The organism is Rubrobacter aplysinae (assembly GCF_001029505.1).
GTDB classification, from domain to species: Bacteria; Actinomycetota; Rubrobacteria; order Rubrobacterales; family Rubrobacteraceae; genus Rubrobacter_A; species Rubrobacter_A aplysinae.
Genome location: NZ_LEKH01000005.1, coordinates 90,730 through 115,260 on the forward strand (window position 1 = coordinate 90,730; position 24,531 = coordinate 115,260).

The following is a 24,531-nucleotide window of genomic DNA, read 5'->3' on the forward strand; positions in this document are numbered from 1 at the left end:
AGCAGCAAACTCTTGATAATCGAACCTTCTTCTTCTCTTATAGTCTTCAGCAAGCCGCGTAGCTCAAAATAGTTCAAGAGCTCTTCGTGTCTCTTCCCACCTTACCGCAGACCGTTCAGTATACGTACTAGCCAACCCTCAGACCAGCCGTGATCCACCCGATTCCGAGTCTCGGATAATTATTCGATACCAGGAGTCTAGACCTTTAGCATCCACCGCTATAGGTCGGAAGCCATGCCCGGCGATAACCACTACGCCGCTACCAGTCCCCGGGATGAAAACGGTCTCAAGCCCCCCGCTCTGCCCCCGACCTTGCTGACCGGAGAAGTATCGGCGTTGATCTAGACTCTCTATTCCGGACATCTTTTTATGCCAAGCCATAGTATATCTGGCGATACTATCGAGAAGCGATCAGTATCTCAGTAGCAAGTCGGCAATGCAGGGTAGGCTTCATAAACGTGAGCTTATTGGCAGGTCCCTACCTTCGATAGCAGCCGGCCGCGGCGACCCACGCCCGGGCTATGATGTCATCGGATCAGTTCGTTCCATTCAGCAACTCGAACTCGGCCACGAGCAGGTCATGGTCGCTCTCCAGATACTTCTCGTCAGTGGCGAAGGCTACGGACTCGTCGTTCGGGATCTTGTTGTGAACCTCCGGTCCTCGGTAGCGGGTCCGAGAGGCCACAGGAGGCGAGCAGGTGGTCCAGCATCCGTTTCTGCCCACGGTGGAACAGCGTATAGCGGGTGGGCTCGGGGATGCTCCGCTCACAAGGAACCATGACCCTCGCAGCGAGACCGGCATTGCCTGTCTCCTCGACGTCGCCTTGGATCGCCTTTACCGGGGCTTCCTCCGGTCGGCGTTGAGGTCGCCGCACACGGAGATGAAGGCATTCTCGTCGGCGTCGAAGATCTCGCCTATCAGCATGCGAGTCTCCAGAACCTGCCCCACCCACTTCTTCGAGGAGGGGAAGAACCCCTCGGCCCAGCCGACGACCGTCTTTCAGGTGTAAAAGTCCTTCTTCTGTACCTCGATGGGCGTCGGGATGCGGCTCTTGAGGTGCAGGTTTATAACGCTCAGCGTTTTGCCCCCGCCCAGCTCGACGGTGGCGCGCAGGATCGGACGCTCATAGCCAACCTCGTCGGCCTCCTCCTGCGCGTTCACTTCCTGCAAGCACAGAGCGTCCGCATCCAGCAGCCGCCGCAACTGGAGACGCATCACCTCGATGCGAGCCTCCAGAGTAGGTCCGCTCTCATCGGAGGGCATTTCGTCGAGATTCTCCAGGTTGCAAGTGGCGATACGCAGCTTCTCAGACATTCTCCCTTCCGCGCCGCTCCGCGTCCAATGCTCGTGCGCTCGACGCTGCCCTATCGTTCGGGCGCATCGTAAATGTGTAACGCCCGCTCGCGACAATATACCGAAGCGGCCGCAGCGGGTCCGAAGCACGGTCCTTTCGCCCCGAGAAGTTTGAGCTTTTTGTTAAACTCAGTTTAATAACTGCCGGGAGGTGATGTATGGCCGAGAAGCGTCAGCTAAAGAGGATCGGGGGCTCGCTGATGGTCAGCCTGCCGCCGGAGGCCCTCGCGGGGGCGAGGCTCTCCGAGGGCTCCGAGGTACGGGTAAGAACCGAAGCTGGTCAGGTGATTTTGGAGCCCGTTGCGCCAGCCCCTTCTGATGATCTGGTGGCTTTCGCCGAGAGGTTCATGGACCGTTACGAAGCGGCTTTCCGCGAGCTCTCCGACAGGTAGAGTTTGGAGGGAGTACGGCCGACGGTCGGAGAGGTGCTTTTTCTGCACTCGGTCGTGATCGGCACCCACGGGGGCTCAGAGGGAGTCAGGGACGTAGGGGCGCTTGAGGCTGCGGTCCATAGGCCATGGGGCGCGTCGTTCGGTCGGGAGCACTTTGAGAGCGCGTGGAGCAGGGCTGCGGCGCTGACAGAGAGCATTATCAAGCGGCATCCGTTTGTGGATGGCAATAAACGCACTGGGGTGTTTGCCGGAGTGAGGCTTCTGGATCTGGCAGGCTATGAACTCGTGGCTACGGACGAGGAGTTGGTACGGCTAGCTGTCGGGGTAGCGGAAAGGAAGATGGACATAGAGAAGATCTCACAGTGGTTTGCCGACCACACCGCGGCGAATCAGTAGCAGACGAGAGCCGGGGGGCCATCAAGAGCGAGGTCGCGCGAAGCGCGGGTGAGCCACCAACATTCATGCTTTCCGGCGTACGGCGCAGTTCCTCCGATTTCCACGGGCTGACGGCCGGATCTCTGTCCGGCCGCCGCTCGCGGTTATTGGTTTTCAGTATTCGGACGGTAACAGCAGGCAAGTGCTCGACCTGTCGGACTCGGTGTATGTTATGTGGAGTTAGGCATGAGCTAGTAACGCTAGCCCTGGATATCCGGTTAGGCGACTCTGGGAATGTGTTTTGGGGTGAATTCGTAGGAGGAGATGCCAGCGTATTCTAAGAAGCGAAAGGAGAGTAGGCCACCACGTGCCAGACTTCCCCGGCCTCGCCTTCTCTTAGCTCCATCTGGACGAAACCGGCGGTCGAACCGTCCGTGCGGCTGACCTCGACGTGCAGTCCGCGCCCTCCGTCGTAGGTGAAGTCCACGACTCCCACGCGCCCGGCCTCGACGCCAAGCTCCGGTACGTCCTGCGGAATGGGGAACGTGTCGAGTTCCTGGTATGTGTACGTCCTGGGCATGGCATCGATATTCTAGCGTCTATGTGCTGTTCTGTTGACAGAGGCTAGTCCACCACTGGTTGTGCGGTGGAAAGCCGGGGAGCATCGGTAGAGATAGCAGGGTCGAAGGCCCAGCCGGTGAGCACCGGCCCCACCTCGCCGTTGGGTCCCTGGAATCGGGGGATGACGACCTCCCACTCCCGCACTAAGCGTCTGGGCTCCTCGACGGTCTTACCGGGGCGCTCCTCGGGCGTGCCCTGCGTGAGCTGTTCGCGGATCAGGCGCTCCAGCAGATCGGCGTCGTCCTCCTCGAAGCCAAAAACGCTGTTCCATAGCCGGAACTTGTTCCGCCCGACGGGGTGGTCGGGAGAAAGCAGGTAGTCTTCCAGCTTCTGGCGCGGGATGAGGCCGGACGCGAACCACTCGACTGGCGGCGGCTCGGAAGGTGGACCCTGGGTGCTCATGAGCTGAAAATCCTACGTCATCCCGGAGAATGCTGCTCCGAGCTTCCGGCGAGGTCGGACTGGTCCGGGCGAGCCGCCGCCGACTTACGCTGCCCTCAGATCCGGCGTCACTCCTCCGAGTTCCACGAGCAGACGGCGGGATCTGCAATCCCGCCGCCGCTCGCGGCTCCTTTTCTCAATACTCGGACGGCAAGAGCAGGCAGGTGCTGGACCTGTCTGCTTCGGTGATGATCCAGGTCCGCTCTTCGCCGATGGGGTAACTCGATAGGATGCGGAAGCCGTGCTTTACGCTGCGCTCGTTCTCGCGGGCGTCCTCTGGCGGGATCTCTCCCCAATCTCCTGACTGGTGACGGCCGAGAAGCTCTACCGGCGAGACGCCGGAGGCCTCCAGGGCCTCCAGCGCGCCGGGCGTGGCTACGATGCGGCCGAGCGTAAAGCGGGCGGCCATTAGACGCCCTCCAGCTAGTAGCCGGTCCTACCGCCAAAGGTCAAGGGCGGCGCTCCGATGATGTGCGGGTGGTAGCTACCAACCTTCCGCTCCTTCGCCCACTGCCGGATAAGGTCGCCGGCGTCCTCTGGGTCGTCGGTCTCAGCGGTCGCCTGCTCGCAGACCGCTATCGCGTCCAGCTTCCGTGCGGGTACGCCCATGAAAGCCGTCCGCAGATGAAACTGCCTGATGCCGTAGTCCTCTTCGAGCAGTTCGAGAAAACGGTAGTCGCAGTACCGGCGGGCGCGCTCGGCCTTCTCACGGTAGATCACGGCCGCGTAGATGTGCTTGCACAGCAGCCCATCCTCGGAGCACCTCTGCTGATAGTCCGGGCAGGTGCAGGTCTCCTCGCGGAGATCCACCGTGTAGGCATCGGCGCTGCATCCGGGGACGAGGTAGGTCTGAGGGCCTACCTTCCTGATCTCTTCTCCGCGCTCGTTGTAGAGGCGCATAGCCCGCTCTGCGCGGGCCCTCTCGTGTACACTCACTTCGGCCATTGGGTCACTCCCCTGTGGTCCGGGCCTCGGGGTGTTGGAGCACCGCCGGGGCCGATTTTCTACTCCAGGTCCCCAACAGGAACCTTTGCCATGAAGGCTCGATTCCGGCGGCAAGGAGCGGAGTCAAGGGTGGGTCCCGAAAAGTTTTTGTGGAGCCCCGCGGAGCAAAACCCGGAGGGCGGTCAGGCGAAGCCTGGCCGAGTTTTCGGGTGCCCTTGACGGAGGGACGCCGCCGGTACGCTGACAGGCGGCAAAGGTTCGATACACGCCAGCGGAGAAAGCATCGAGGTTACCCCCAACGGATCCAGCCTCTACAAGCGGGGAGCGGGCGCAGCCCGCTGGCCGCGCCTCCACGTCTCTCCTACCGCCAAGAAACGCATAGGGGCTCTGGGCGACCTGGCGAAGCCTGGGCGCCCTGTGGCCCGTACCACAGGGTCGCTTGCTACTATTGCCTCGCGCTTACAGAAGTAGCGTTATTCGGAAGCTCACTCGTCCAGGGGGCTCTGGAGAACCCGTACCAGCTCTTGGGCTGCGTAGACTCGGTTCCGCCGGCGCCCAGTTATCTCTTCCAGCAGTCCTTCTGCCTCGAGGGACGACACCAGCCGGCGCGCCGCCTCGAAAGAAATACTCAAAGCGTTGGCTAGCTCCCGTATGTCCGTCACAGGACGAGCGAATAGATGGTCCAGGGCCGAAATCACGTTTGCTCCGCTGCCCGCCTTCTGGAAGCGCTCCCGGTAGGATTCGCGCAGATCGAAGAGCTTCCCAGCTCGCCGGGCCGCGTCGCGGGCCTCGGTGACCACGCCTCGTAGAAAGAAGAGCAGCCACTCCTCCCAGGCGCCTCTACGGCTGACGGCGAGCAGATGATCGTAGTACGACTCGCGGTGGCGCTCGAAGTAGGCGCTAAGGTACAAAAGCGGCTCGGGCAACAGGTCGCGCTCGATGAGCATGAGCGTTATCAGAAGCCGCCCTATACGGCCGTTGCCGTCGAGGAAGGGATGTACGGCCTCGAACTGATAGTGGACGAGGGCGATGTCCACGAGATGCGGCAGCCTGGTCTCCTCGTGAATGTACCGTTCAAGCTTCCCCAGAGAGGATGAGATCTCACCCGGGGGCGGGGGCACGTAGGTGGCCTCTCCCGCTTCCGCTCCCGGGGAACCTATCCAGTTCTGTACGCGGCGGAACTCTCCCGGAGCGCGCTGCGCCCCTCTTACGCCTTCCATCAGGATCTCGTGCATCTCCCTCAGAAGCCTCAAGGAGAGCGGCATATCCTGTAGCCGTCCCATACCATGCTCCAGCGCCCGCACGTAGTTCTGGACCTCCTGCACATCCCCCTCTGCTCCGGCGAGCCGAAGAGCGGAGGCTCGGCCTCAAAGGCGTAGAGGTCCACAAGCGAGGCCTGGGTACCCTCGATGCGGGAAGAGAGCACGGCCTCGCGCCTCAGAAAGGGCCGGGTCAGCAGATAGGGATTCGGCAGGGTGCGGCTCAGGCCGGCCAACTCGCCCAGAGCGCGGTCGGCCTCCGACAGAGCCCGGATTAGCCGGGGAGAGTACTCCAGATCCGGTGGAAGAGGATCCGGCACGAAGGCCCATGCCCGGTCTCCGATGGATACGAGCTGTCCAGATTTGTCTGGTGTGAAATCCTCCTGGTGCATTGCGAGGCTTATTCTACACAATTGCCCTTTTGTTGAATAACTCTGCTGCTATTCAACGCCGGTTGTGTGAGAGTCGAAGGCTCATTCACTCTTGCGGGAGGATTGCGCTCTGATTCATCAGCCTTCCAGGAGGACGAGGGTTTTCCTCGTCCTCCTGGCCTACATTCGTGTCTCCCCGTTCTCCCGGGTAGCGCCGCATCTAACCGCACTATTTTGGCGGCCAGCTTCTGCGTACAGACTTCGTGGAGCGGTGCGTGAGTAGGCCATTAGTCTCCGACGGGAACTCGCTCGGATGTTCCTTGAACACGAAGAAATCGTCCTGGCGATAGCTCTGTGCCAGCTCCTCGACCTGTTGCATGGCCTTCTCGTGGGCGAAGAACAGGTAGACCCGGTCTATATTCGGGTCAGCACAGTAGCTGTCGAGGATGGACTCGTAGGCGGAGAGCCTGCTCTTGCTGACGTGCGTAAGCTCGAGCCCGACCGCCGCGACAGCGCCACTGTCTCTGAAGAACAAAACACCCTCGGGAGTCGCCGGCCAGGCCTTATGAGCGCCCGGGCTGGAAGCGGGCAACTTGCGACCTAGCTTCTCTTCCCGCTCTGCCCTGACCTCCTCGCTCATAAGCTCGCGGCCGGTTATCCACTCCGCCCGGCCGCCAAGCGAGTCCATCATGTTCTGGTAGAGACCTACCATCTTCTTGTAATAGTCGAGCCCGTGCGCCAGGTCGATTACAGACACGTCAGGGAGGTTACTCATTCCCGCGGCTTCTTCTCCCTCGCGGGTTATCCGGTAGACGGTCTCCGAATCGCTCTGAAAGTATTGGACATTGGCGTCGATCATTCCTTCCCGACGCATAAGCTCGAGCTGGTCGCAAGCCCGATCCTCGGAGTCGAAGAACCGCTCTGCCGCCAGAGAAAAATTGCTCTGGGCGAACAGATTCTTCCAAATTGGATACCGATTCATTAGCTGCTTCACATCGGCCGCGATGAACCTCGCAAGGAACTGCAGCACCTCACGCTCGAGATCGCGGTTTCTCGGAATGCTCGTGGACACACGGGAGGACGTAGGCTTTCGGTTCCGTAGGTCCCGGCCCGGCTGACGCCGCTCTTCGTTGACTACCTCGAGCGGCTCTTCCTCGCCTCCTACTATCTCTATGCCTTCCGGTACGATCTCCGGCTCTTCTGAACCAGGAAACACTCTGCGATTTGAGGAGTTACCAGTCTCCGATGAGGAGGACAAACTCCTAGACTCAGTCTTCTCGGAGGCGCTAACGGGAGCCGGGACGATCGCCGCTACCCGGGCGGGGTCGAGATACACCGGAGCCCGATGACCATCGCGGGCGGTGTAGGTGCATTTCTGCAGCCCGCCGTCTTGAGAACCCCCTTCTAGCTCGATATCGGCATCTTCGGCCAGCAACTCTATCGGGGTTCTGCCGTCGTCGAAGTGGATGGTCACCTGATACATACCTGCCTCCTCTAGTACGCTGTTTTCTATACTCAGCTTCATTTACCTATCAGCCACCCGTGATCCAGTTCTTCACGGCGTCTTTCCGCCGCTGTTTCTTCTCCTCTTTTTCCCGTACCGCCTGACGATTGGCCGATGCTGCTTCGATGATCGCCTCTCTAAGCTTTCGTTCGCGGTCTCCCCGGGAGAGGTTGCTACCCCCAAGCTTTCTGGCGACCTCGTCTTGGACACGGCGCTGCTCCTCCTCTGTCAGGTAATCCAGGGCCTGCTCGTAGAGCTTCTTTTGCCTTGCCTCCTCCTCGCGCTTGCGCTGTTCTTCTCTCTCGCGGAGTTCCTTCTCCTCCTGCTCGCGGCGGCGTTGTTCCTCGGCGCGCCGTTTGCGCTTCTGCTGCTCTCTCCACTTGTTCATGGGCGGAAGCTCAGGACGGGCGGCACCGTGGAAGCGTAGGTTTAGGTGGTCCGCGCTCTGGCGCCTTTTCGCTCTATCATCGACAACCTTCTGGGCTTCGGCGAGCGCCCTCTTCCTTTTCTTCTCGGAGAAGAAGTACCAGACGACGCCGTCCACCTCGCCATCGCTGTCGAAGTAGTCCTCGAGCTGCTCTCCCAAATCCCAGTTGCGAGAGTCGTCAGGTATGTGGCTCCGGTGGCGGCCTGCGTACTTCTCGCACGCCTCGTAGTAGCGCTGGGACTCCTTACCACTAACCTCAAGTTCGACCGCCCAGCGCTCCCCGCCCGGTCCCAGGAGGAGGCCGTCCGGAACCCGCCCTATGCTCATCCCGGGTTTCAGGCGGCTGCGGATCATACGCTCTGTGATCCAGCCTTCGAGGTCATAGCCCGTGAGGCCGAGAGCGAGGTCAACGACCTGCAGGTCGTGCTCGTAGTCCCGCTTGTCCAGGCTCGCTGGAACCAGGTCAAGCCCGACCAGGGCAAGCCCCCGCTTCGTGGCCCGGTACACGCCGTGATCGCCGACCCAGGTGTACCGGTGCTCCAGGAACCCGGCCCCGCAGAGCTTGCGCAGCCTCCTGTAGACGGCCTGCTCCGACACTGTTCTCAGCCACCCGGTCTCATCAAGGTAGTCGAAGGCGAACAGCTTGAGCTGCGGCATAGTCACCCACCCGTTTACGCCGGCCATCCAGACGATATTCCGGTCTCTGGGCTGGATCCTGATCCCCTTCCGAATCCGGCTGACAGACGCAACAGAGGCTGCGGCTTCACGAGACGCCATGTATCCTCCCCTCAGACCACGCTCTGTCTATGCCCGACCAACGTGGGCGCTCTTCGCAGCGACTGGAAAAGTCCGCAGACCCACACCCAGAAACAGCAGGTAGGGCGAGTAAGCTGTGCAAGAAACCACCTCACCATAATTCCTTTACCTAGGAGGGATGCGAGATGTTCAGGTTGTTGAGAAGGCTGTAGTTTCGGGCTCAACAACTTCCTAAACACCGGGTCCAACGAGTTCAGGAAAGCTTCATCTGTTCGGGACGCATGGTTCATCGTCATCCAATCGTGTTCGTAGTTGCATATTGGACACTTCCACTAGCTCAGAAAGACGTCGACGCCCGTACTGTCGGCATTCCCCCGAGGATGGGATACTCATGGTTGGCCAACCAGCCTCTGCCGAGACTCCTCCAGACGGCGACGAAGCCTCGCTTTCCTTATGCCGCATCTTCAACCCTCCTCCAGTTCCAGCGCGGCTTGCGGGTCATTGGAGACGGCGCGCCACGCCTCGGCGAGCTTCCCGCCAAGCTCGTAGCGCGTAACCTCGGCATAGGTTTCGCCGTATATCTTGGCGGAGGTCGGGAGGCGCACGCGCAGCGTGGACCCGAGAAGCTCTGCGCCTACACACCAGGGTCCGAACCACGGCGGCACCTCCTCCGCTTCCATTAGCGAAGAGGCTACCCTCAACCACGCGGACTCGGCTTCAGACAACTCGGACATGCTTTCATCTTCTTCTGTTTGATCTCTATGGGTATTCTCTGAATTAGAAGGTGAGTTTTCCGCATACTCGTTGGCGGTTTGTTCTTGATCTTGCTCGCCCGTACCCTGCAATCTTGAATGCTCGTGCTCCCCATCCTTGTCTGGGGCTTTTCCGCAAACTTGAGAATCCTGAGGCTCGTCGATCAGCTCGAAGAAACGGTGCCAGTTGATCCGATAGTGCAGCCGCGCGGGGACGCCGCGCCGGCTCTCCTCGATCACGCCCTTCCGTCGTAGCGCCTTACGGGCGCCTTCCTGTTCGTAGCGGGTCATGGCCGTCTCGGCCTCCAGTTCGGACTGGGTCTTCCAGATCCAGGCGCCGTAGCCGGCCTCGGAGTCGTTCTTGGTGTTCGACCAGAACGCTACCTGCTGGAATAGTAGGGCGGCGTTGATCCCGCCAAATAGCCGGGCAAGCTGAGGATGGAACGCTACGGGTTTATCCGACAGCAGCCCCCGCATACGTTCATAGGACCGCACAGGCTACCCGAAGAGGCCACCGTGAGGCTGATGCCCCGCCTCCTCGCGCTGCTCGGCGAGCCAGGCTACTACGTCGCTACGCCTGACTATCCTGTTTCGCCCGACCCGATAAGAGGCGATCTCGCCTGATTGAAGAAGCTCGTATGTCTTCGTGCGCCCACACCTCAATAGTTGAGATACCTCTTCCGGCTTCAAGAACTCGGCGCTGGTAGCTTCCTTCTCCATAGACTCCCTCCTACATCCCGTTACATCGCACACACTACTACACATTCTTGAGTAGTGCAAAACGATATGTACAAATCTCTGCTGGTATCATATGGTGTTGGAGACTGGCTACGAAGTGAGAGTGCGGAGGGAGATGGAAGAGAGAGACACGCGGTTACTCAAGGGGACACTGGACATCTGCCTACTGGCGATGATCGAGGAGAAGGATTGCTACGGGTACGAGATGATAAGTACCCTGCGGGATAAGGGTTTCCCTTTGGCTAACGAGCGCAGCGTCTACCCCTTGTTGGGGAGGCTCGAACTCGACGGGCTAATCGAAGGGTACCTGCAGGCCTCTAACGACGGTCCTGCTCGAAAGTATTATCGAATTCAGCCCGAGGGTTGCACTCGCTTACGCGAGCGAGCGAGGAGAACCTTCGAGATCTACGAGCTCGCCAGAGAGATAGTCACTGAGAGGGTTGATCTTGAGCAGCAAGTTTCTACATGATCACGTCGACAATTATGTAGCTGAGTGTGTAGAGCACTGGACCCGAGCGGGCCTCTCCCGACGGCGCATCGAGCTATTGAAAGGCGAGATGGAGCCCAGCATCCAGGCCGCGACAAACAGGGGCCAAGCTCCCGAAGAGGTGATGGGCTCTCCTCGCGAGTGGGCGGAGTTGCAGTATGAGCTATACAGTGAAGAACTATCACCTCGGCAACAGCGGACTTTCAAGTTGCTGGGCTCGGTGTTTCTCTTCCTCTTTATAGGAACACTTGTAATCGTGGCCCAGCACGTCTTCCACTCGAAATGGGCCTTCCCGCTCGTCCCCGGTTTCTTCGCGTGGCCGATCTTTCTGGGAGTCATTGTTTTCCTGTCCAAGTCCGCCAGGGTGACCTCTTCTATATTCAACCCGGCGAAGCGCAAAGGCAACCTCACCCACGGAGACTACCTGATCTACGCCTCAGGCTTTCTCCTGGGTATCCTAGTCCCGATCAGGAACTTAGGAGAGGCCTCTCCGGGACTTATCGAGTGGCACTGGTACTACAGTCTGGCGCTGGTCATCCTCACGGCCTTCGTCGGCGCGATGTTCTTCAGGCAGGACCCTACACGCCACGGTGAGAGCGATCCGGCAATAGAAGAATCCCTAGGACTCTTCCCCAACGAGAAGGCCCAGCGGCAGCGGAACCGTAAGCTCAATCGAATAGTTCTGGCTTGCATCTCGTGGTCCGCGCTTTGTTTCGGGGTAGCATGGCTCCTCACTGCTCCCGCGACGCGCGAATCCGTTGGAATAGCCGTGATGATTTCCCTGTGCTGCTTGCTGGTTCTGGTCAGCGACGAGCTTGCCAGCAGGCGCCGAAACAAAAGCAGCGCTCGCGCATGACTCGAGCACAAGGAGGCCATCCTCTCGACGGATACCCCTCTTGAGCCAGAGTCCAGGTAAATGATCCAAAGGAAAATATTGCAACAAACCTGTAGTGAATATAGCAATGGTAGTGTACACTGTAGTGTGTCTTTTTGGTCTACACTTTTTACGTAGAGAGGCTGGCCGGGTGAAGTTTGTCAGTTCGCGGGAGATCAGGGTAAACCCGAAGCCCGTTTTCGAAGCGCTCGAAGATGAAGAAGTCGTACTCACCTCCCGGGGCAAGCCGGTGGCGTTGCTCCTCGAAGTCAGCGGCGATGATCTCGAGGAAACCGTTCGACTCGTCAGACGAGCCAAAGCTCAGGCCGCCACCTCCCGCCTGCGCAAGAGCGCCATGGAGCAGGGCGCGGATAAGTTGAGCCAGGAGGAGATAGAAGCAGAAATAGAGGCTACTCGTAGCGAACGCTCGGAACGGTGAGCCTGGAAGGGGTGGTGCTGGATACCAATGTCCTGGTGTCCTCTCTACTTAACAGTTTCGGAGCACCCGGCAGGGTGCTCGATCTGGTGCTAGCCGGTGAGCTAAGCGCCGCCCACGACGACCGCGTCCTGAGCGAATATCGGGAGGTGCTCTACCGGGAAAAGTTTGGCTTCTCCCCCAGGGACGTGGAGGGGCTTCTGGACTTTCTGGAGGCCGAGGGGATCAAGGTCAATCCGCCGGTGCTCGGCGCCGAGCTTCCAGACCCAAACGACTCTCCGTTTCTCGAGGTGGCTCACGCCGCAGGTGCCGTGCTCGTCACCGGGAACCTCAAGCACTATCCAGAGAAGGAGAGACAGGGTGTCGAGGTACTGGACCCAGCCACATACCTCCAGAGATGGCTCTCGCACGTAGGAGACTCTGAGTCGTAGAGGGAAAGGGTTTGTAGAGTGTCCAGGAAAAAGGCTAATGGAGAAGGCTCTCTGACCAAATACAAGGACGGCCGCTGGTGCGGGCGGTGTACGGTCACCAGGCCCGATGGGAAACAGAGACGCATAGCCGTCTACGGTCGCACTAAAGAAGAAGCCCGGATCAAGCTCACCAAGAAGATGGCCGAGAGCGACTCGGGCGTTGTCTTCGACGCTGAGAATCAGACCGTGGAGGAGTACGTTACCCGCTGGCTGGAGGACTCGGCCAAGGGCAACATCGCTCCTCGCACCTACCACAACTACCGCCTACAGCTAAACAGGCACATCATTCCCGCACTGGGTAAGCGCAAGCTCGACAAACTCACGCCGCCGCAGATCCAGCGCCTCTACCGCTCCAAGCTCGACGACGGGCTCTCTCCCTCGAGCGTCCGCTACATCCACGCCGTGCTGCACCGCGCCCTGGAGCAGGCCGTCAAGTGGCAGCTCATCCCCCGCAATCCCGCAGACAGCGTGGACCCGCCAAAGGTCCGCCAACAGGAGCTGCAGCCGCTGGACGCCGAGCAGGCGCGCAAACTCCTCGAGGCGGCAAGTGGGGACAGGCTGGAGTGCCTCTACGTCGTGTCCCTGACGATAGGCCTCCGGGCCGGGGAGGCGCTCGGGCTGAAGTGGTCGGACATAGACCTCGAAGAGGGCAAGCTGCGAGTAAGCCGCCAGCTACAGCGCATGAGGGATGGCGGGGGACTCGTCTTCTCGGAGCCCAAGAACGCCAGCCGCCGCACCGTGGACCTCCCCGAGAGAACAGTGGAAGCCCTAAAGCTCCACCGCAGGCGGCAGGCCGAGGAGAGGCTGATCGCGGACTCTTACGGGGATCAAGACCTCGTCTTCGCCACCACCAGAGGCACTCCCCTGGACGCTCAGAACGTAGTCAACCGTTCCTTCAAGCCCCTGCTAAAGCGGGCAGAGCTTCCTGACATCCGGTTCCATGACCTGTGGCATACCTGCGCAACCCTGCTACTCGGACGCGGAGTACACCCTAAGATGGTTCAGCACCTCTTGGGACACTCCACCATCGCGATGACTCTCGACCGCTACTCCCACTGGGTACCGAGCATGGGCAGACAGGCCGCGGACGGGATGGACGCCGCCCTCTCGTAGCGGCCGGTTGGCATCACGTTGGCATCAAAAAGCCCCCGGCCCGATCCGGGGGCTTTTCCTTTTCCCGCATTTGCAGGAAATTCGAGAGAGCCGACGATCCGATTCGAACGGACGACCTGCTCATTACGAATGAGCTGCTCTACCTGCTGAGCTACGTCGGCGTGGTGCGTAGGGAGTATATCGTAGGGGCCGGGGCTCGTCACGGGTCTACGTATTCCGGGCGACCAGCCACCTGAAGCGGGCGGTGGTAACGGTCTCGGCGCGCTGGTTCTTTACCGTTAGCCCAGAGGTCACGAGCCCGGCTTGATCCCGGCTCTCCAGATCGAGCACCTCGGTTTCGGCGTGTACGGTGTCTCCTATAATGGTCGGACGTCTGAAGCGCAGGCCCTCTATGCCGTGAAACGCCTGCACGGCTCCGGGCTTGAGGGTTATGAGGCCGGTAACGACGGAGAGCACCAGCATCCCGTGGGCGACGCGCTCTCCGTACATGGTCCCGGAGGCGTACTCGGCGTCGGTGTGAAGCGGGAACCAGTCGCCGCTCAGGGAGGCGAAGTTCACTATGTCCGTCTCGGTGATGGTGCGGGCAGGCGTGGTGTTGCGGTCGCCTACCTGGATCTCATCGAAGTAATGGCGTATCAATGGGCTCCTCTCGCTCGTGTGGTATTGGTGGAGGTTGGAGTGTACCGGAGAAAGGGCCGCGCAAGCCGCCGCACCCGAGCACTCCGGGCATTCATCTAAGGTGCTCCACGTCTCCGAGACCGGTGACGCGCCGCCCGTGACCCTCCAGCAAGAGGCGGGAGATCGAGCCGTTGGCAAGCTGCGCCTCCTTGCCGGGGACCTCGGGGCCGAGCTCCTCCACGAATAAGCTCCCGAGGAGCCCGCCGTGAGAGACCACTATCACCGTCTCGCCCGGTGCGTGATGCTCCAGGATTCTGCCCAGCGTCCGCCGGAGTCTCTCCAGGGCGGAGGCGGTGCTCTCCGCGCCCACGTACTCCCAGCGTTCCTCGTCCGGTAGCTCGAAGAAGCGGCGGGCGAGGCCGGGATGCCGAGCCTCGAAGCCGCTCCAGGTATGGCCCTCAAGCATGCCGCCGCCACGCTCAGTAAGATCGTCGAGGCACTGTATCTGCCCCGCCGGATAGCCCACCTCCGCGGCGATGACCCGGGCACTCTCGACCGCCCGGACGAGCGGGCTACTGTACACGTGGACCGGCTGGATGCCCAGTATACCGGCGAGCGAGCGTCCGGCGCGGTGCGCCTGATCCCGCCCCTCCTCAGAGAGCCCGTAGTCCAGCCGGCCCTGCCAGATGCCGGCCGCGTTCGCCGTAGAACGGCCGTGGCGCACGAGTAAAGCCTGCACCGCCTGCTCCTCCCAAACTTCCCGAACTTCCCGAACTTCCGGAATGTCCCGAGTTTCCTGATCACGCCTCACGTCACACCGGCCGAGATCGCCAGGACGTCTCCCACGTCGGGCAGGCCGTCCATGTGGCGGTGCCCGGCGGCCAGCGGCACGGCCACGAAGCCGAGGGAGACCGCAACACCGGCGGGTAGCAGGTATCCGAGTCCCAGAAGCGCGGCCACCACTGGCAGCCCGACGAGGATACCGAACACCGCCTGCAGATACCCGTAAGAGGCCGCCTCCCCGAGCGTGGCGCGCCCGGCCGGATACACGGTAAAGAAAGAGGTGAAGAAAGAGAGCAACGCCCGCACGATAGCCCCGGCTACCGCAGCCTGAGCGGCACACCCGAGACGCAGAGATATACCTCCTCCGCGGCGGCTGCAACGCGTTGGTTGGCGAGCCCGAGGAGGTCCCGGAACCGCCGGCCCTCCGGGCTCTCCGGCACGAGCCCCAGCCCCACCTCGTCACTCACGACCACCACCGGCGGGCCGAGCCCGGAGGCGTCGGAGAGAAAAACGTCCAACTCCCCAAGAACCTCCTCGTCGGACCCGGCATACATCCTCCCCGAGATCCAGAGGGTAAGCGAGTCCACGAGCAAGGCTCGCGAGCCTCCAGCAGTCCGAGCAGCGTCCGGCAGGCTCGCACCAGAGGGCCCGTAGGAGATCTCGAACGTGTCCCAACCGGCGGGCCGCCCACGGCGATGGTCCTCGATGCGCTGCCACATCTCCGCGTCGTCCTCCGGGGCCTCGGCGGTGGCCACGTACAGCACGCTCTCGCCGCCAAGCTCCAGGGCGAGACGCTCGGCGAAGCGGCTCTTCCCGCTGCGCGCGCCGCCGGTAACGAACGTTCGCACGCTCATGGCCGCTCTGACAGCTCTGCCCGCACGGCATCCACCAGACGCCGGTTCTCCTCCCCGCCCCGCACCGCGACCCGGAAGTGCTCCGGGCCCAGCCCCTCAAAAGGCTCACAGCCCCGCACGAGCATCCCGCACCGGGCCAGACGTTCCGGCATCCCCGCGGGTCCCCTGAGCAGCAGGAAGTTCGCGTCGCCCCCATACACCCTGAGCCGGGGTATGGGCCGGAGAGCGGAGATCATCCCGGCCCGGAGCTCCGACATCAGCTCGACCGATCGTGTCGTGAAGCCGGGTTCAGAGGCCGCCGATATCCCCGCGGCCTCGGCGGCTACGTTTACGGGCCACGAGGGCTGTAGCCCGCCGTACCGGTCGGCTTCCGGGGTGACGAGACAGCCGAGCCTGAGGCCCGGCACGCAGAAGAACTTGGTAAAAGAGCGCGCCACGATCAGGCCGGGGCCGGTACGATCGGCTACGCTCAGTTCCGGCGCGAAATCCGCGAAAGCCTCGTCCACCACGAGCGCCGCCCCGGCCTCCCGCACCGTCTCCGCGACTTGCAGCACCTCTTTACGCCGGATTCCGCCGCCGGTCGGGTTGTTCGGGTTGCAGAGGAAGACGGCGTCGCGCTCCGACGGCTCTCCCAGGGAGCTGTGGTCCAGCACGAACCGGTCTCCACTCTCGCGCCAGGCGACGCGTCGGACGACCTCCAGCCCGGCGGCCCCAGCGGCGGCCGCGTACTCGCTGAAGGTGGGGTCGAGGATCAGGGCCCGCCGGGCCCCGGAACGCGCCAGCCCGAGCGCGGCCAGGAAAAGCGCCTCCGTCCCGCCGTTGGTGGGCAGTATGGAGGCCGGATCCACTGCTAGATAACCCGCCAGAGCCCGGCGGAGCTCCGTATATCCCGGGTCCGGGTAGACCGTGGCCGAGGAGATCGCGGCCCGCGCCGCCGCCAGCGTACCGGAGGGAGGCCCGAGGGGATTGATGTTCTGGGAGAAGTCCAGAAAGTCCTCCCGGGCGAGCCCAAGCCGCCGGCTCGCGGCCGCGGCATGTGCCCCGTGATGCCGCCCGCCCGGGCTCTCCACCCATCCCTCAGCCACGCGCCACGATCTCCGCGGAACACAGTGCGAGCCCGAGGGCGAAGCAGGCTCGGCGCATGAGACGTATCGCCCGGCGGATGTCCCCGGGTCCGGGCCGCCGCCCCTCACCGATGACGGGTCCGGTACGCACCTCGCCCCCGTAGCGGCTGTCTCCGCCGAGCATGAGTCCCAGGGCACCCGCGAAGGCGGCCTCGGCCCACCCGGCGTTCGGGCTGGGATGGAGAGCGCCATAGCGGCGGGTGAGGCGGACGGTGCGGAGGGGGCTGCCGGACACGGCTGCCACCGCGAGCACGGTAAGCCGCGCTGGGAGGAGGTTCGCCAGATCGTCGAGCCGGGCCGGGGCGAGCCCGAGGTCCCGGTACACGCCACGGCGATAGCCGAGCATGGAGTCCAGGGTGTTCACCGCCCGGTAAGCCATCGCGCCCGGCGCGCCCCAGAGCGCCGCGAAGAGCATCGGGGCAACGACGCCGTCGCTCGTGTTCTCCGCGACCGACTCTACCGCGGCCCGGGCGAGCTCGGCCCCCGAAAGCTCCTCCGTGTCGCGGCCCACGATCTCACCCGCCCGCCTCCGGGCCGATTCGAGATCCTCTCTTTCGAGCGCCCCGGCAACGGCTTCCGCACCCGCCGCGAGGCCCCGCATCGAGAGCGCCAGCGACACGAGGCCGGACTCGACGAGGGGTCGGAGCCTGCGGGACACGAGCCCGAGGAGCGCGGCGGTTAGCGTCCAGGAGGCCACGGGCACTGCTATCGCGGCGGCCAGCCCAACCAGCCGCCGGGCGTCCCGGCTCTCGGCCCGGTGTCCGAGCCGGTCGAAGGCCGCGGCGGCCTCTCCCATCCACACCGTGGGGTGCAGCCGGGCCGGGGGCTCCCCGAGCGCCGCGTCCACGAGTAGCGAAGCGGGAGCCAGGTGGCTCAAGGGCCGATCTCGTCCAGGGTCGCCATCTCCGAGAGCACGCGGGCCGCCGACTGCACGACGGGCACCGCGAGCAGCCCGCCGGTCCCTTCCCCGAGGCGCAGTTCGAGGTCCAGTACCGGCCAGAGCCCGAGGCTCTCCAGGCCGGCCCCCGCCCCGGGCTCGGCGGACCGGTGCCCGGCGATCATGTGGTCTACGCAGCCCACGGCGAAGGCCCGGGCGGCCAGGGCGGCGGCTACCGCTGAGACCCCGTCGAGGACGACCGGCACCCGGTACACGGCTCCGGTCAGGATCAGGCCCGCGAGCGCAGCGTGTTCGAGGCCCCCGACCGCCGCAAGCACCCCGAGCGGATCTTCGGGGTCCGGCTCGTGCAGGGCGAGGGCCTCTTCTATGACACGCACCTTCAAGGAGAGCGTCTCGTCGTCTATTCCGGTGCCGCGCCCGGTAACCCCCGAGGGCGGCGCGCCGGAGAAAACGGAGATCAAGGCCGCCGCGGCCGTGGTGTTCCCGATGCCCATATCGCCGGGCACGAGGAGATCCACCCCGCCGCTCTCCACCAGCTCCTCGGCCACACCGGACCCGGCCATCACGGCCCGCGCGGCCTCCTCGCGTTCCATCGCCAGCCCACGGCTCATGTCCGCCGTACCGGGCCGCACCTTCGCGCTGCGGAGCATGGGATGGCGCGGGAGCTCGGCGGCCACCCCGACGTCCAGCACCGTTACCCTGGCACCGGCGGCCTTCGCGAGCGCGTTCGCCGCCGCCCCGCCGGCGCAGAAGTTCCCCACCATCGCGGCGGTCACCTCTGCGGGCCAGGGTGAGACGCCGCGCTCCAGAACACCGTGGTCTCCGGCGGCGATCACGACCGCCGGGCTGCCGGGCACGGGCGGCGGGCACTCCCCGGCGCTTCCGGCCAACCGCTCCCCGAGACTCTCCAGCCTCCCCAGGCTCCCCGGCGGCTTGGCCAGCAGGGCGTGGCACTCCCGGGCCGCCTCCGCCATCCGCCCGTCAGCACCCTCTACATCTTCCGCAAGCTCTTTTACACGGTCCTCGAAGGCCACACTAACTCCTAGTGGTGATGATGGCCGGGGCCATGACCGTGCTCGTGTTCGTGACCGGGCTCGTCGGGATGATAGTGGGGCGTGGCGGGCTTGCCGACCTGGGTCTCGAAGCCCGGCAGGGCGACCCGGTGTACGCATACGTCGCAGTTCATGCGGATGTCTCCGGCCACCGCTTCCCGGTAACGCTCGACGAGCAGGTCCGCTATCTCCGGCTCAGCCCCGAAGTACCCCGCGTAGCGCACCTCGACCTCCGGGTGATCACCGGCGAACGCCTCGCTCTGCTCCCGGATGCGCTCCTCCAGCACCCCGGTAAACAGGAAGTACGAGAACACGACTATCTTCTCCGCCCCGAGCCTGCGGCAACGCTCCAGGGCCTCGGTCACGCCCGGCGGGGTCATGCTGATGTAGGCGGGCTCGACGTCGCGGTAAGGGCGTCCTTCGTAGAAGAGGCGGGAGATCTTGGCGAGGTCCGAGTTCGCGTCCGGGTCGGAGGAGCCGCGCCCGACGACGAGCACCGCCGTGTCCTCCTTCTCCTCCCCGGCCACGACCTCCGAGACACGCCGCTCCATGAGCTCCAGAAGCTCGGGACGTACTCCGAGGGCCCGGCCGTACTGGAAGCCGAGACCCGGGTGAGACTGCTGCTCCCGCACCAGCGTCGCCGGGATGTCATCCTTGGAGTGTCCGGCGGCGAGCAGCATCAGCGGCACCGCGGCTATCCGCCTCGCCCCCTCGGCGGCGAGCTCCGTTACGCTCTCGGAGATCGGGGGCCTCGACAGCTCTATGAAGCCTCCACCGATGCTCATTTGCGGGTTGCGCTCCTTTACGAGCCCGACCAGCCGGTGAAACTCCTCCGCGCCCCGCGGGTCCCGGCTGCCGTGTCCGACGACCAGCATCGCCGGTTCCGTATCAATGTTTCTCTCCGATACGACACCAAGGCTCGTGTTTGATCTGCTGCTCAGGTTCCGCACGGTGGTCCTCCTCAGTCTCTTTCGTGGTGGTCGTGGTAGATCAGGGCGTTCACGGCCGCCGCCGCCACGGCGGAGCCTCCCTTTACACCGCGGTTCGCCGCCGCGGGCAGCCCGCTCCCGAGCAGCGCGGCCTTCGACTCCGCCGCCCCGACGAAACCGACCGGCAGCCCGACGACGAGGACGGGCCGGGCCTCCATCCCTAGCAGCTCGTACAGCGCCGTCGGTGCATTGCCGACGACCCACACCGCCCCCTCCCCGGCCTCTTCCAGATCCTCCAGAGCGACCCGGAACCCGGCGGCGGAGCGGGTAACCCCACTCTCCTGCGAAATCCGCCTGGCGCGCCCGTCCGCGACGTAGCTCGCGGTGCGGCCTGAGCGGCGGGCCGTGATCCCGGCCCCGACCATCCCGACGTCGCAGATTACGGGACTGCCTCCAAGCAGCGCCTCCCGCCCGCGTTCGAGCACCGCCTCGTCCAGAACCAGGCTCTCCGCGTACTCCAGATCCGCCGAGGCGTGGATCACACGCTCCGCGACGGCCCGCGAGAGCGGCGGAAGGTGAGAGAGGTCCACGAGTTCGCGCATTATGCGGTAGCTCTCCTCCTCTATGGGGTGGGCTTGTCTTTTTGGCCTCAAAGTCCTCTCCCGCCACCGGGAGCTTGCACATCTCGTACCTCTTGCACGAGGACCTGCTCTATGGCCGAGGCCGGGCATACCTCGGCGCACTCGGCGCAGGCGGTGCACCTGTCCTCCAAGACCAGTAGCGGCGAAGGGGAACCGCGCGGCGCGGGTCTTATCGCGTTCTCCGGGCACGTCTTTATGCAGGCCCCGCAACCGAGACAAGCGTCCGTAACCTCAAAGACACGCCTCACAGGGTATACCCCCGGGGCGTCACCATGCGGCCATCCATGACGCGGGTCTGCGAACCGCCCACGATCACCACGGTCAGCATGTCCACATCCTCCACCCGGAGCGACCCGAGATCCGTGACCTTTACCGTCTGCGTCGGGCGATAAGCGTCGGTCACGAGCCCTATAGGCGTCTCCCGCGAGCGGTGTTCGAGGAGTATGTCCCGGGCCTTGCCGAGCTGCCAGTCGCGCCCGCGAGAGCGTGGGTTGTAGAAAGAGACCACGAAATCCCCGGCCCCTGCGGCCCGTATCCGGCGCTCTATAGCCTCCCACGGCGTCAACAGGTCAGAGAGACTTATAGAGCAGTGGTCGTGGCCGAGCGGCGATCCCAGCAGGGAAGCCGCGGCGTTGGCGGCGGTTATCCCGGGGACCGAGATCACCTCCACCTCCCCATCCGCGTCGCCGAGGGCCTCCAGCGCCGGAGAGCCCATCGCGTACACCCCGATATCGCCGCTCGACACCAGCGCCGCGCTTCCTCCGGCCCTTGCTTCCAGGATGGCCGTCTCCGCCCGCTCTACCTCGCTCCCGAGCGGGGGCATCTCGACGCGGGTGCCGGGCCTGAGCACGTGTCTTACTCTATCGACGTACTGATCCAACCCCACCACCAGAGCGGAGCGCCAGAGCGCCTCGCGGGCCATCGGAGGAATGAGGCCATCGTCTCCGGGGCCGAGACTTATCAGGTACAGTCTCCCCCGCACAGGGGTACGGACGACCGCCACGGTCGCGTTGGCCGACTTCTGCTTCTCCACGACGAGCTCGCCGCCTTCCGCGAGAGCCGCCGCCTCCGAGACGCTCGGCGTGCCGACGGCTCTCATCACGGCCTCCGAGGGGTTCGGCGCCTCGATTGTCGAGAGGGCCTCGGCGGGGTAGAACGTGATCCCGACGCCCAGTATTGCGGCAGCCTCGTGCGGTCCGGCTTCGTCGCGCTTGGCCTCGACGCTCGCCAGACGGGCGACGCTCTTCTCCGAGAGCCCGGCTTCCCGGAGCGAGGAGCGCAGGAGCCCCAGTATCTCGTCGGCGGCGGCCCCCCGGCTACAGCCCACACCAACCACCAGAGACGACGGACGGTACACGACAGAGGGTCTGGAGGATCTACCGGGCGCCTCGATCCGGTCCGAGATCACGACGCTCGGCGTGCCGCTTCTAGGGCTTTCGGCACGTACTACGTTGTGCGGCAAGGGCCCGAGTGGCCAGCGCCTCTCGGAGACCAGGAGGACCTCATCACCGGACACGACGGCCCGTCCGACGGCGGCGAGATCCGGGCCGTCCTCGACGGTAAAGCCAAGTTCCGCTCCAAAAGCTCCGAGCGAGGGCGTCTCGACGGCCTCGCTCGCGGTGGTTATTACCGGCTCCGCCCCCAGGGATCCGGCAACGCGCCGGGCGAGCTCGTTCGCGCCTCCCTCGTGACCGCCGCACAGTGAGACGGCGAAACGGCACCCGTCGTCCACGGTAACCACGCCGGGGTCCTCGTCTTTATCCCCGAGAAGCCCCGATACGAGCCGGAGCGCGGCCCCGGTAGCCAGGAAGATCACGACACCGTCGCACTCTCTCCAGGCCCGGGCGACCGACTCCCGGACGACGCCTTCGTACAGCACCGCGTCCGGCCAGGAGTCACGCAGGTGCCGGGCGTTACGCCCGCCGTTCGCCGTGGCCGCCACGAGCCCGATCACGGCCGGCTCCCGGCTACCACGAAGACGGGGGTCTCGGCGGCGAGCCGGTGCAGATGTCCCACACCTCTCACCTTCGACGCCTGTAGCAGCGTCGTCTCCACCTCCAGGCCGCTCGACTCCAGGATCTCACCCGCCGGCACGACGCGCTCCAGCCCGATCAGGGTCAGCACCACGGCCCGCCGCGCCCGCGAGGCGCAGAGCCTTATCGTCTCCTCGAAACCGCCGCCGGTGCCGCCGATAAATACCGCATCCGGCTCTGGCAAATCTTCCAGAGCTTCCGGCGCGGCTCCCTCCACGACGCGGACGTAGACGCTGTGCCGGCAGGCGTTGCGACGCACGCGGTCGCAACTCTCGGCGTCGCGTTCTACCGCCACCGTAGCGGCCCCGAATCGGGACGACTCTACCGCAATAGAGCCGCTTCCAGCGCCCACGTCCCACACGAGGTCGCCGGGCCGGGGAGCCAGCCGGGCGAGCGCCAGCGCGCGGGGCTCGGGCTTCGTGATCATGGCCGAACGATGCTCGAACTCCTCCTCGGACAACGCCCAGCCACCGGCCCGCTCCGGGCCGGATATCCAGGGCTTATCCCCCACCCCGCACGACTCGTCCAATGAGAGCACGACATTCGGGTCTTCCCACGTCATCCCGGCAACATCTTCGGCGGCTCCCCGGAATACCCGCTCGCCGGGCTCACCGAGCCTCTCGGCCACCAGCAGAGTGCGTCTCCAGCCTTCCTCCTCCAGGCTCTCGGCGAGTCGGGCCGGGCCAAACTCCGGAGAGGTGAGCACGGCGACCTTCGGATACGCCCGGCAGACATTTACCGCCCGGCGGGGGTCGCGGCCGTGGGCGCTGACCGTCACGGCGTCGTCCCAGGGTATACCGGCGCGGGCGAAGGCCAGAGCGACCGAGGAAAGCCCCGGCGTCACGCTCAACCCGTCGCCGAGCCTCTCGGCCAGCACGCGTACGATACCGAAGTAGCCGGGGTCTCCAGAGGCCAGCACCACCGCCTCGTCCGCCGCCTCAAGCCGCGCCATGCTCCCGGAAAGGTCTCCACCGAGCACGGCGGCGCGCTCCGGCTCGACCCCCACGGCGTCCAGATGCCGCCGCCCGCCCGCGACGAGCTCCGCCCGGCGCAGTCTCTCCTCGCTCTCCAGGGAGAGCGGCGAGCCGTCCAGCCCGATAACGGAGATCCGGCTCAATGGCTCTCCCGAGCGGCGGTAGTAAGATCCAGCGCGCCGGCGCTCGCGCCCGCGGGCTCCAAGGTGTCGAAGTCGATCAGTATCACGTACACCTCTATCTTGCCCCCGGCATACTCCGTCAGGCACTCCGCCGCCCGCTCGCAGACGAGATCGCAGGCCCGATACAGATCGGCCTCGCGCCACAGCTCGTAGGCGTGGCGGGCCGTATTTGCGTCGTGCATCTTTGACACAAGCTCTCCAGAGCCGCCGGATTCACGCGTGATCTCGGCCAGTAGCTCGTTGTCCACCCTGGAGCGGGTCCAGTGGGTCATCATCACGCCGGCGGCGAGCTTCGAGATCTTGCCCGCCATCCCGACGAAGAACACCCGGCGCATCCCGTTCTCCAGGCCCTTCTTCATGGCGTGCCCGGTGAAGTCCCCGACCTCGATAAAGCAGATCTCCTCTAGCCCCGGCAGCAGGCGCATCGCCGCCTTCTCCGTGAGCCCGCCCGTCGAGAGCACGAAGGTGTCTCCCCCCTGAGCGCCCATCACGTCTACCGCCTGACCGACGCTGGCCCGCCACGAGGCGGTCGAGAACGGCCGCACGACGCCTGTGGTGCCGAGCACCGAGATACCGCCGACGATGCCGAGCCGGGCGTTCGTGGTCTTCTCGGCCATGGCCTCGCCGCCGGGGACGCTGATCTCGACCCGCACCCCACGCTCGTCCGGGTCCAGAGCCTCCTCGACGGAGTAGTGGATCATGCGCCGCGGCACGTCGTTTATGGCGGGTCCACCGACCTCTAGCCCGAGCCCGGGCCTGGTCACAGTCCCCACGCCCTCGCCGTTTACGAGCTCCACGCCGGGCTCCGGACGCCACGAGACGCGGGCCGTCATGTGCGCGCCGTCCGTCACGTCCGGGTCGTCGCCCGCGTCTTTTACGACTACCGCTTCGGCCCAGCCGTCGCCAAGCTCGCACCGTTCGACCTCGAACTCCACGCGGCGCTCCTCGCCCTTGCGCGGCAGCTTTATCTCGACCCTCGACTGCGGTTCGCCGGTCGCGAGCGCGGTCGCGGCGGCCCTGGCCGCGGCGGCGGAGCAGGAGCCGGTCGTCCAGCCGGTACGCAGCTTCTCAGTCTCCTCCGAGACGCGCCGCATGCTCGGCGGCATTGCGGGCTCCGTGATCCTGCGC

General features: G+C 64.5%; 32 protein-coding genes and 1 tRNA gene. 7 read left to right on the plus strand and 26 right to left on the minus strand.

Annotated elements, in window-relative coordinates; genetic code table 11:
• Window positions 1-535: 535 nt before the first annotated feature.
• Window positions 536-685 carry a hypothetical protein gene (locus ABD53_RS17455; protein ID WP_200900313.1) on the minus strand — a complete coding sequence of 50 codons (150 nt, stop codon included), beginning with the start codon at window positions 683-685 and terminating at the stop codon, window positions 536-538.
• Between the two features lie 315 nt (window positions 686-1,000).
• Complete coding sequence (locus tag ABD53_RS17460) at window positions 1,001-1,315, minus strand: hypothetical protein (protein ID WP_053057780.1); 315 nt, start codon at window positions 1,313-1,315, stop codon at window positions 1,001-1,003.
• A 197-nt stretch (window positions 1,316-1,512) separates the two neighbouring features.
• Here ABD53_RS17460 and ABD53_RS06885 point away from each other — a divergent pair, with 197 nt between their 5' ends.
• Both ABD53_RS06885 and ABD53_RS06890 read left to right on the plus strand, forming a co-directional pair.
• The gene (locus tag ABD53_RS06885; protein ID WP_047865028.1) at window positions 1,513-1,746 is read left to right on the plus strand and encodes an AbrB/MazE/SpoVT family DNA-binding domain-containing protein; all 234 of its coding nucleotides are present in this window, start codon (window positions 1,513-1,515) and stop codon (window positions 1,744-1,746) included.
• Window positions 1,747-1,749: 3 nt separating this feature from the next.
• Complete coding sequence (locus ABD53_RS06890; protein ID WP_047865029.1) at window positions 1,750-2,142, plus strand: type II toxin-antitoxin system death-on-curing family toxin; 393 nt, start codon at window positions 1,750-1,752, stop codon at window positions 2,140-2,142.
• Window positions 2,143-2,458: 316 nt separating this feature from the next.
• Here the strand turns inward: ABD53_RS06890 and ABD53_RS06895 are convergent, their stop codons facing one another.
• From ABD53_RS06895 to ABD53_RS06935, 10 genes are all read right to left on the minus strand, one after another.
• The gene (locus ABD53_RS06895; protein WP_047865030.1) at window positions 2,459-2,701 is read right to left on the minus strand and encodes a hypothetical protein; all 243 of its coding nucleotides are present in this window, start codon (window positions 2,699-2,701) and stop codon (window positions 2,459-2,461) included.
• 44 nt (window positions 2,702-2,745) lie between these two features.
• Window positions 2,746-3,144: a DUF6883 domain-containing protein gene (locus ABD53_RS06900; RefSeq protein WP_047865031.1), complete on the minus strand. Its 399-nt coding sequence runs from the start codon at window positions 3,142-3,144 to the stop codon at window positions 2,746-2,748.
• 175 nt (window positions 3,145-3,319) lie between these two features.
• Window positions 3,320-3,592: a hypothetical protein gene (locus ABD53_RS06905; RefSeq protein WP_047865032.1), complete on the minus strand. Its 273-nt coding sequence runs from the start codon at window positions 3,590-3,592 to the stop codon at window positions 3,320-3,322.
• A gap of 14 nt (window positions 3,593-3,606) precedes the next feature.
• On the minus strand, window positions 3,607-4,128 hold the full coding sequence (locus ABD53_RS06910; protein ID WP_047865033.1) for an SWIM zinc finger family protein: 522 nt from the start codon (window positions 4,126-4,128) through the stop codon (window positions 3,607-3,609).
• A gap of 485 nt (window positions 4,129-4,613) precedes the next feature.
• A complete protein-coding gene (locus ABD53_RS06915; RefSeq protein WP_200900314.1) occupies window positions 4,614-5,453 on the minus strand; it encodes a Fic family protein in 840 nt (279 codons plus the stop codon).
• Entirely contained in the window at window positions 5,378-5,779 is a 402-nt protein-coding gene (locus ABD53_RS17465; protein ID WP_200900315.1) for a Fic/DOC family N-terminal domain-containing protein, read from the minus strand. Before ABD53_RS17465 ends, ABD53_RS06915 begins: the two co-directional genes overlap by 76 nt.
• 208 nt (window positions 5,780-5,987) lie before the next feature.
• Window positions 5,988-7,241: a hypothetical protein gene (locus tag ABD53_RS06920; protein ID WP_152670632.1), complete on the minus strand. Its 1,254-nt coding sequence runs from the start codon at window positions 7,239-7,241 to the stop codon at window positions 5,988-5,990.
• A 49-nt stretch (window positions 7,242-7,290) separates the two neighbouring features.
• Complete coding sequence (locus ABD53_RS06925) at window positions 7,291-8,466, minus strand: hypothetical protein (RefSeq protein ID WP_152670633.1); 1,176 nt, start codon at window positions 8,464-8,466, stop codon at window positions 7,291-7,293.
• Between the two features lie 443 nt (window positions 8,467-8,909).
• The gene (locus ABD53_RS15830) at window positions 8,910-9,692 is read right to left on the minus strand and encodes a hypothetical protein (protein WP_152670634.1); all 783 of its coding nucleotides are present in this window, start codon (window positions 9,690-9,692) and stop codon (window positions 8,910-8,912) included.
• Window positions 9,693-9,695: 3 nt separating this feature from the next.
• Entirely contained in the window at window positions 9,696-9,917 is a 222-nt protein-coding gene (locus ABD53_RS06935) for a helix-turn-helix domain-containing protein (RefSeq protein WP_047865036.1), read from the minus strand.
• Between the two features lie 133 nt (window positions 9,918-10,050).
• On the opposite strand from ABD53_RS06935, the gene ABD53_RS06940 reads away from it, so the two are divergent.
• The 5 genes from ABD53_RS06940 (at window position 10,051) to ABD53_RS06960 (ending at window position 13,315) form a co-directional block, all read left to right on the plus strand.
• Window positions 10,051-10,404, plus strand: coding sequence for a PadR family transcriptional regulator (locus ABD53_RS06940; RefSeq protein ID WP_053057783.1), 354 nt, complete (start codon window positions 10,051-10,053; stop codon window positions 10,402-10,404).
• Complete coding sequence (locus tag ABD53_RS06945) at window positions 10,382-11,278, plus strand: hypothetical protein (protein WP_152670636.1); 897 nt, start codon at window positions 10,382-10,384, stop codon at window positions 11,276-11,278. Before ABD53_RS06940 ends, ABD53_RS06945 begins: the two co-directional genes overlap by 23 nt.
• 169 nt (window positions 11,279-11,447) lie before the next feature.
• Window positions 11,448-11,735 (plus strand): type II toxin-antitoxin system Phd/YefM family antitoxin, encoded by a 288-nt coding sequence (locus tag ABD53_RS06950; RefSeq protein ID WP_047865038.1) that lies wholly within the window; start codon window positions 11,448-11,450, stop codon window positions 11,733-11,735.
• 14 nt (window positions 11,736-11,749) lie between these two features.
• A complete protein-coding gene (locus tag ABD53_RS06955; protein WP_268778273.1) occupies window positions 11,750-12,163 on the plus strand; it encodes a putative toxin-antitoxin system toxin component, PIN family in 414 nt (137 codons plus the stop codon).
• A gap of 18 nt (window positions 12,164-12,181) precedes the next feature.
• Window positions 12,182-13,315, plus strand: coding sequence for a tyrosine-type recombinase/integrase (locus ABD53_RS06960; RefSeq protein ID WP_053057784.1), 1,134 nt, complete (start codon window positions 12,182-12,184; stop codon window positions 13,313-13,315).
• Window positions 13,316-13,403: 88 nt separating this feature from the next.
• Here the strand turns inward: ABD53_RS06960 and ABD53_RS06965 are convergent.
• The 14 genes from ABD53_RS06965 to ABD53_RS07025 form a co-directional block, all read right to left on the minus strand.
• A tRNA-Thr gene (locus ABD53_RS06965) sits at window positions 13,404-13,476 on the minus strand.
• 46 nt (window positions 13,477-13,522) lie between these two features.
• On the minus strand, window positions 13,523-13,954 hold the full coding sequence (locus tag ABD53_RS06970; protein WP_047865039.1) for a MaoC/PaaZ C-terminal domain-containing protein: 432 nt from the start codon (window positions 13,952-13,954) through the stop codon (window positions 13,523-13,525).
• Window positions 13,955-14,045: 91 nt separating this feature from the next.
• Window positions 14,046-14,672 carry a histidine phosphatase family protein gene (locus ABD53_RS17225; protein WP_053057785.1) on the minus strand — a complete coding sequence of 209 codons (627 nt, stop codon included), beginning with the start codon at window positions 14,670-14,672 and terminating at the stop codon, window positions 14,046-14,048.
• 68 nt (window positions 14,673-14,740) lie between these two features.
• Complete coding sequence (locus ABD53_RS17230; protein ID WP_160309639.1) at window positions 14,741-15,022, minus strand: adenosylcobinamide-GDP ribazoletransferase; 282 nt, start codon at window positions 15,020-15,022, stop codon at window positions 14,741-14,743.
• Window positions 15,023-15,033: 11 nt separating this feature from the next.
• The gene (locus ABD53_RS06985; protein ID WP_047865041.1) at window positions 15,034-15,570 is read right to left on the minus strand and encodes a bifunctional adenosylcobinamide kinase/adenosylcobinamide-phosphate guanylyltransferase; all 537 of its coding nucleotides are present in this window, start codon (window positions 15,568-15,570) and stop codon (window positions 15,034-15,036) included.
• Window positions 15,567-16,655: an aminotransferase class I/II-fold pyridoxal phosphate-dependent enzyme gene (locus ABD53_RS06990; RefSeq protein WP_053057786.1), complete on the minus strand. Its 1,089-nt coding sequence runs from the start codon at window positions 16,653-16,655 to the stop codon at window positions 15,567-15,569. Before ABD53_RS06990 ends, ABD53_RS06985 begins: the two co-directional genes overlap by 4 nt.
• The gene (gene cbiB / locus ABD53_RS06995; RefSeq protein WP_047865042.1) at window positions 16,648-17,571 is read right to left on the minus strand and encodes an adenosylcobinamide-phosphate synthase CbiB; all 924 of its coding nucleotides are present in this window, start codon (window positions 17,569-17,571) and stop codon (window positions 16,648-16,650) included. Before cbiB ends, ABD53_RS06990 begins: the two co-directional genes overlap by 8 nt.
• Window positions 17,568-18,626 carry a nicotinate-nucleotide--dimethylbenzimidazole phosphoribosyltransferase gene (gene cobT / locus ABD53_RS07000; protein WP_200900331.1) on the minus strand — a complete coding sequence of 353 codons (1,059 nt, stop codon included), beginning with the start codon at window positions 18,624-18,626 and terminating at the stop codon, window positions 17,568-17,570. Before cobT ends, cbiB begins: the two co-directional genes overlap by 4 nt.
• An 8-nt stretch (window positions 18,627-18,634) precedes the next feature.
• Window positions 18,635-19,519, minus strand: coding sequence for a sirohydrochlorin chelatase (locus tag ABD53_RS07005; RefSeq protein ID WP_047865157.1), 885 nt, complete (start codon window positions 19,517-19,519; stop codon window positions 18,635-18,637).
• 86 nt (window positions 19,520-19,605) lie between these two features.
• Window positions 19,606-20,226, minus strand: coding sequence for a precorrin-8X methylmutase (locus tag ABD53_RS07010; protein ID WP_235401418.1), 621 nt, complete (start codon window positions 20,224-20,226; stop codon window positions 19,606-19,608).
• On the minus strand, window positions 20,223-20,462 hold the full coding sequence (locus ABD53_RS16495; RefSeq protein WP_084709386.1) for an ATP-binding protein: 240 nt from the start codon (window positions 20,460-20,462) through the stop codon (window positions 20,223-20,225). Before ABD53_RS16495 ends, ABD53_RS07010 begins: the two co-directional genes overlap by 4 nt.
• Entirely contained in the window at window positions 20,459-22,168 is a 1,710-nt protein-coding gene (gene cobJ, locus ABD53_RS07015) for a precorrin-3B C(17)-methyltransferase (protein WP_047865043.1), read from the minus strand. Before cobJ ends, ABD53_RS16495 begins: the two co-directional genes overlap by 4 nt.
• The gene (locus ABD53_RS07020; RefSeq protein ID WP_047865044.1) at window positions 22,165-23,364 is read right to left on the minus strand and encodes a bifunctional cobalt-precorrin-7 (C(5))-methyltransferase/cobalt-precorrin-6B (C(15))-methyltransferase; all 1,200 of its coding nucleotides are present in this window, start codon (window positions 23,362-23,364) and stop codon (window positions 22,165-22,167) included. Before ABD53_RS07020 ends, cobJ begins: the two co-directional genes overlap by 4 nt.
• Entirely contained in the window at window positions 23,361-24,509 is a 1,149-nt protein-coding gene (locus tag ABD53_RS07025; protein ID WP_047865045.1) for a cobalt-precorrin-5B (C(1))-methyltransferase, read from the minus strand. The genes ABD53_RS07020 and ABD53_RS07025 overlap by 4 nt, the downstream gene beginning before the upstream one ends.
• Between the last annotated feature and the right edge of the window lie 22 nt (window positions 24,510-24,531).

Coding starts and splice junctions, on each gene's coding strand:
- ABD53_RS17460 (WP_053057780.1), bottom strand. CDS start 1,315: ATGTCTGAGAAGCTGCGTATCGCCACTTGCAACCTGGAGAATCTCGAC.
- ABD53_RS06885 (WP_047865028.1), top strand. CDS start 1,513: ATGGCCGAGAAGCGTCAGCTAAAGAGGATCGGGGGCTCGCTGATGGTC.
- ABD53_RS06895 (WP_047865030.1), bottom strand. CDS start 2,701: ATGCCCAGGACGTACACATACCAGGAACTCGACACGTTCCCCATTCCG.
- ABD53_RS06900 (WP_047865031.1), bottom strand. CDS start 3,144: ATGAGCACCCAGGGTCCACCTTCCGAGCCGCCGCCAGTCGAGTGGTTC.
- ABD53_RS06905 (WP_047865032.1), bottom strand. CDS start 3,592: ATGGCCGCCCGCTTTACGCTCGGCCGCATCGTAGCCACGCCCGGCGCG.
- ABD53_RS06910 (WP_047865033.1), bottom strand. CDS start 4,128: ATGGCCGAAGTGAGTGTACACGAGAGGGCCCGCGCAGAGCGGGCTATG.
- ABD53_RS17465 (WP_200900315.1), bottom strand. CDS start 5,779: ATGCACCAGGAGGATTTCACACCAGACAAATCTGGACAGCTCGTATCC.
- ABD53_RS06920 (WP_152670632.1), bottom strand. CDS start 7,241: ATGTATCAGGTGACCATCCACTTCGACGACGGCAGAACCCCGATAGAG.
- ABD53_RS06925 (WP_152670633.1), bottom strand. CDS start 8,466: ATGGCGTCTCGTGAAGCCGCAGCCTCTGTTGCGTCTGTCAGCCGGATT.
- ABD53_RS06935 (WP_047865036.1), bottom strand. CDS start 9,917: ATGGAGAAGGAAGCTACCAGCGCCGAGTTCTTGAAGCCGGAAGAGGTA.
- ABD53_RS06940 (WP_053057783.1), top strand. CDS start 10,051: ATGGAAGAGAGAGACACGCGGTTACTCAAGGGGACACTGGACATCTGC.
- ABD53_RS06985 (WP_047865041.1), bottom strand. CDS start 15,570: ATGAGCGTGCGAACGTTCGTTACCGGCGGCGCGCGCAGCGGGAAGAGC.
- ABD53_RS07005 (WP_047865157.1), bottom strand. CDS start 19,519: ATGCTGGTCGTCGGACACGGCAGCCGGGACCCGCGGGGCGCGGAGGAG.
- ABD53_RS07025 (WP_047865045.1), bottom strand. CDS start 24,509: ATGCCGCCGAGCATGCGGCGCGTCTCGGAGGAGACTGAGAAGCTGCGT.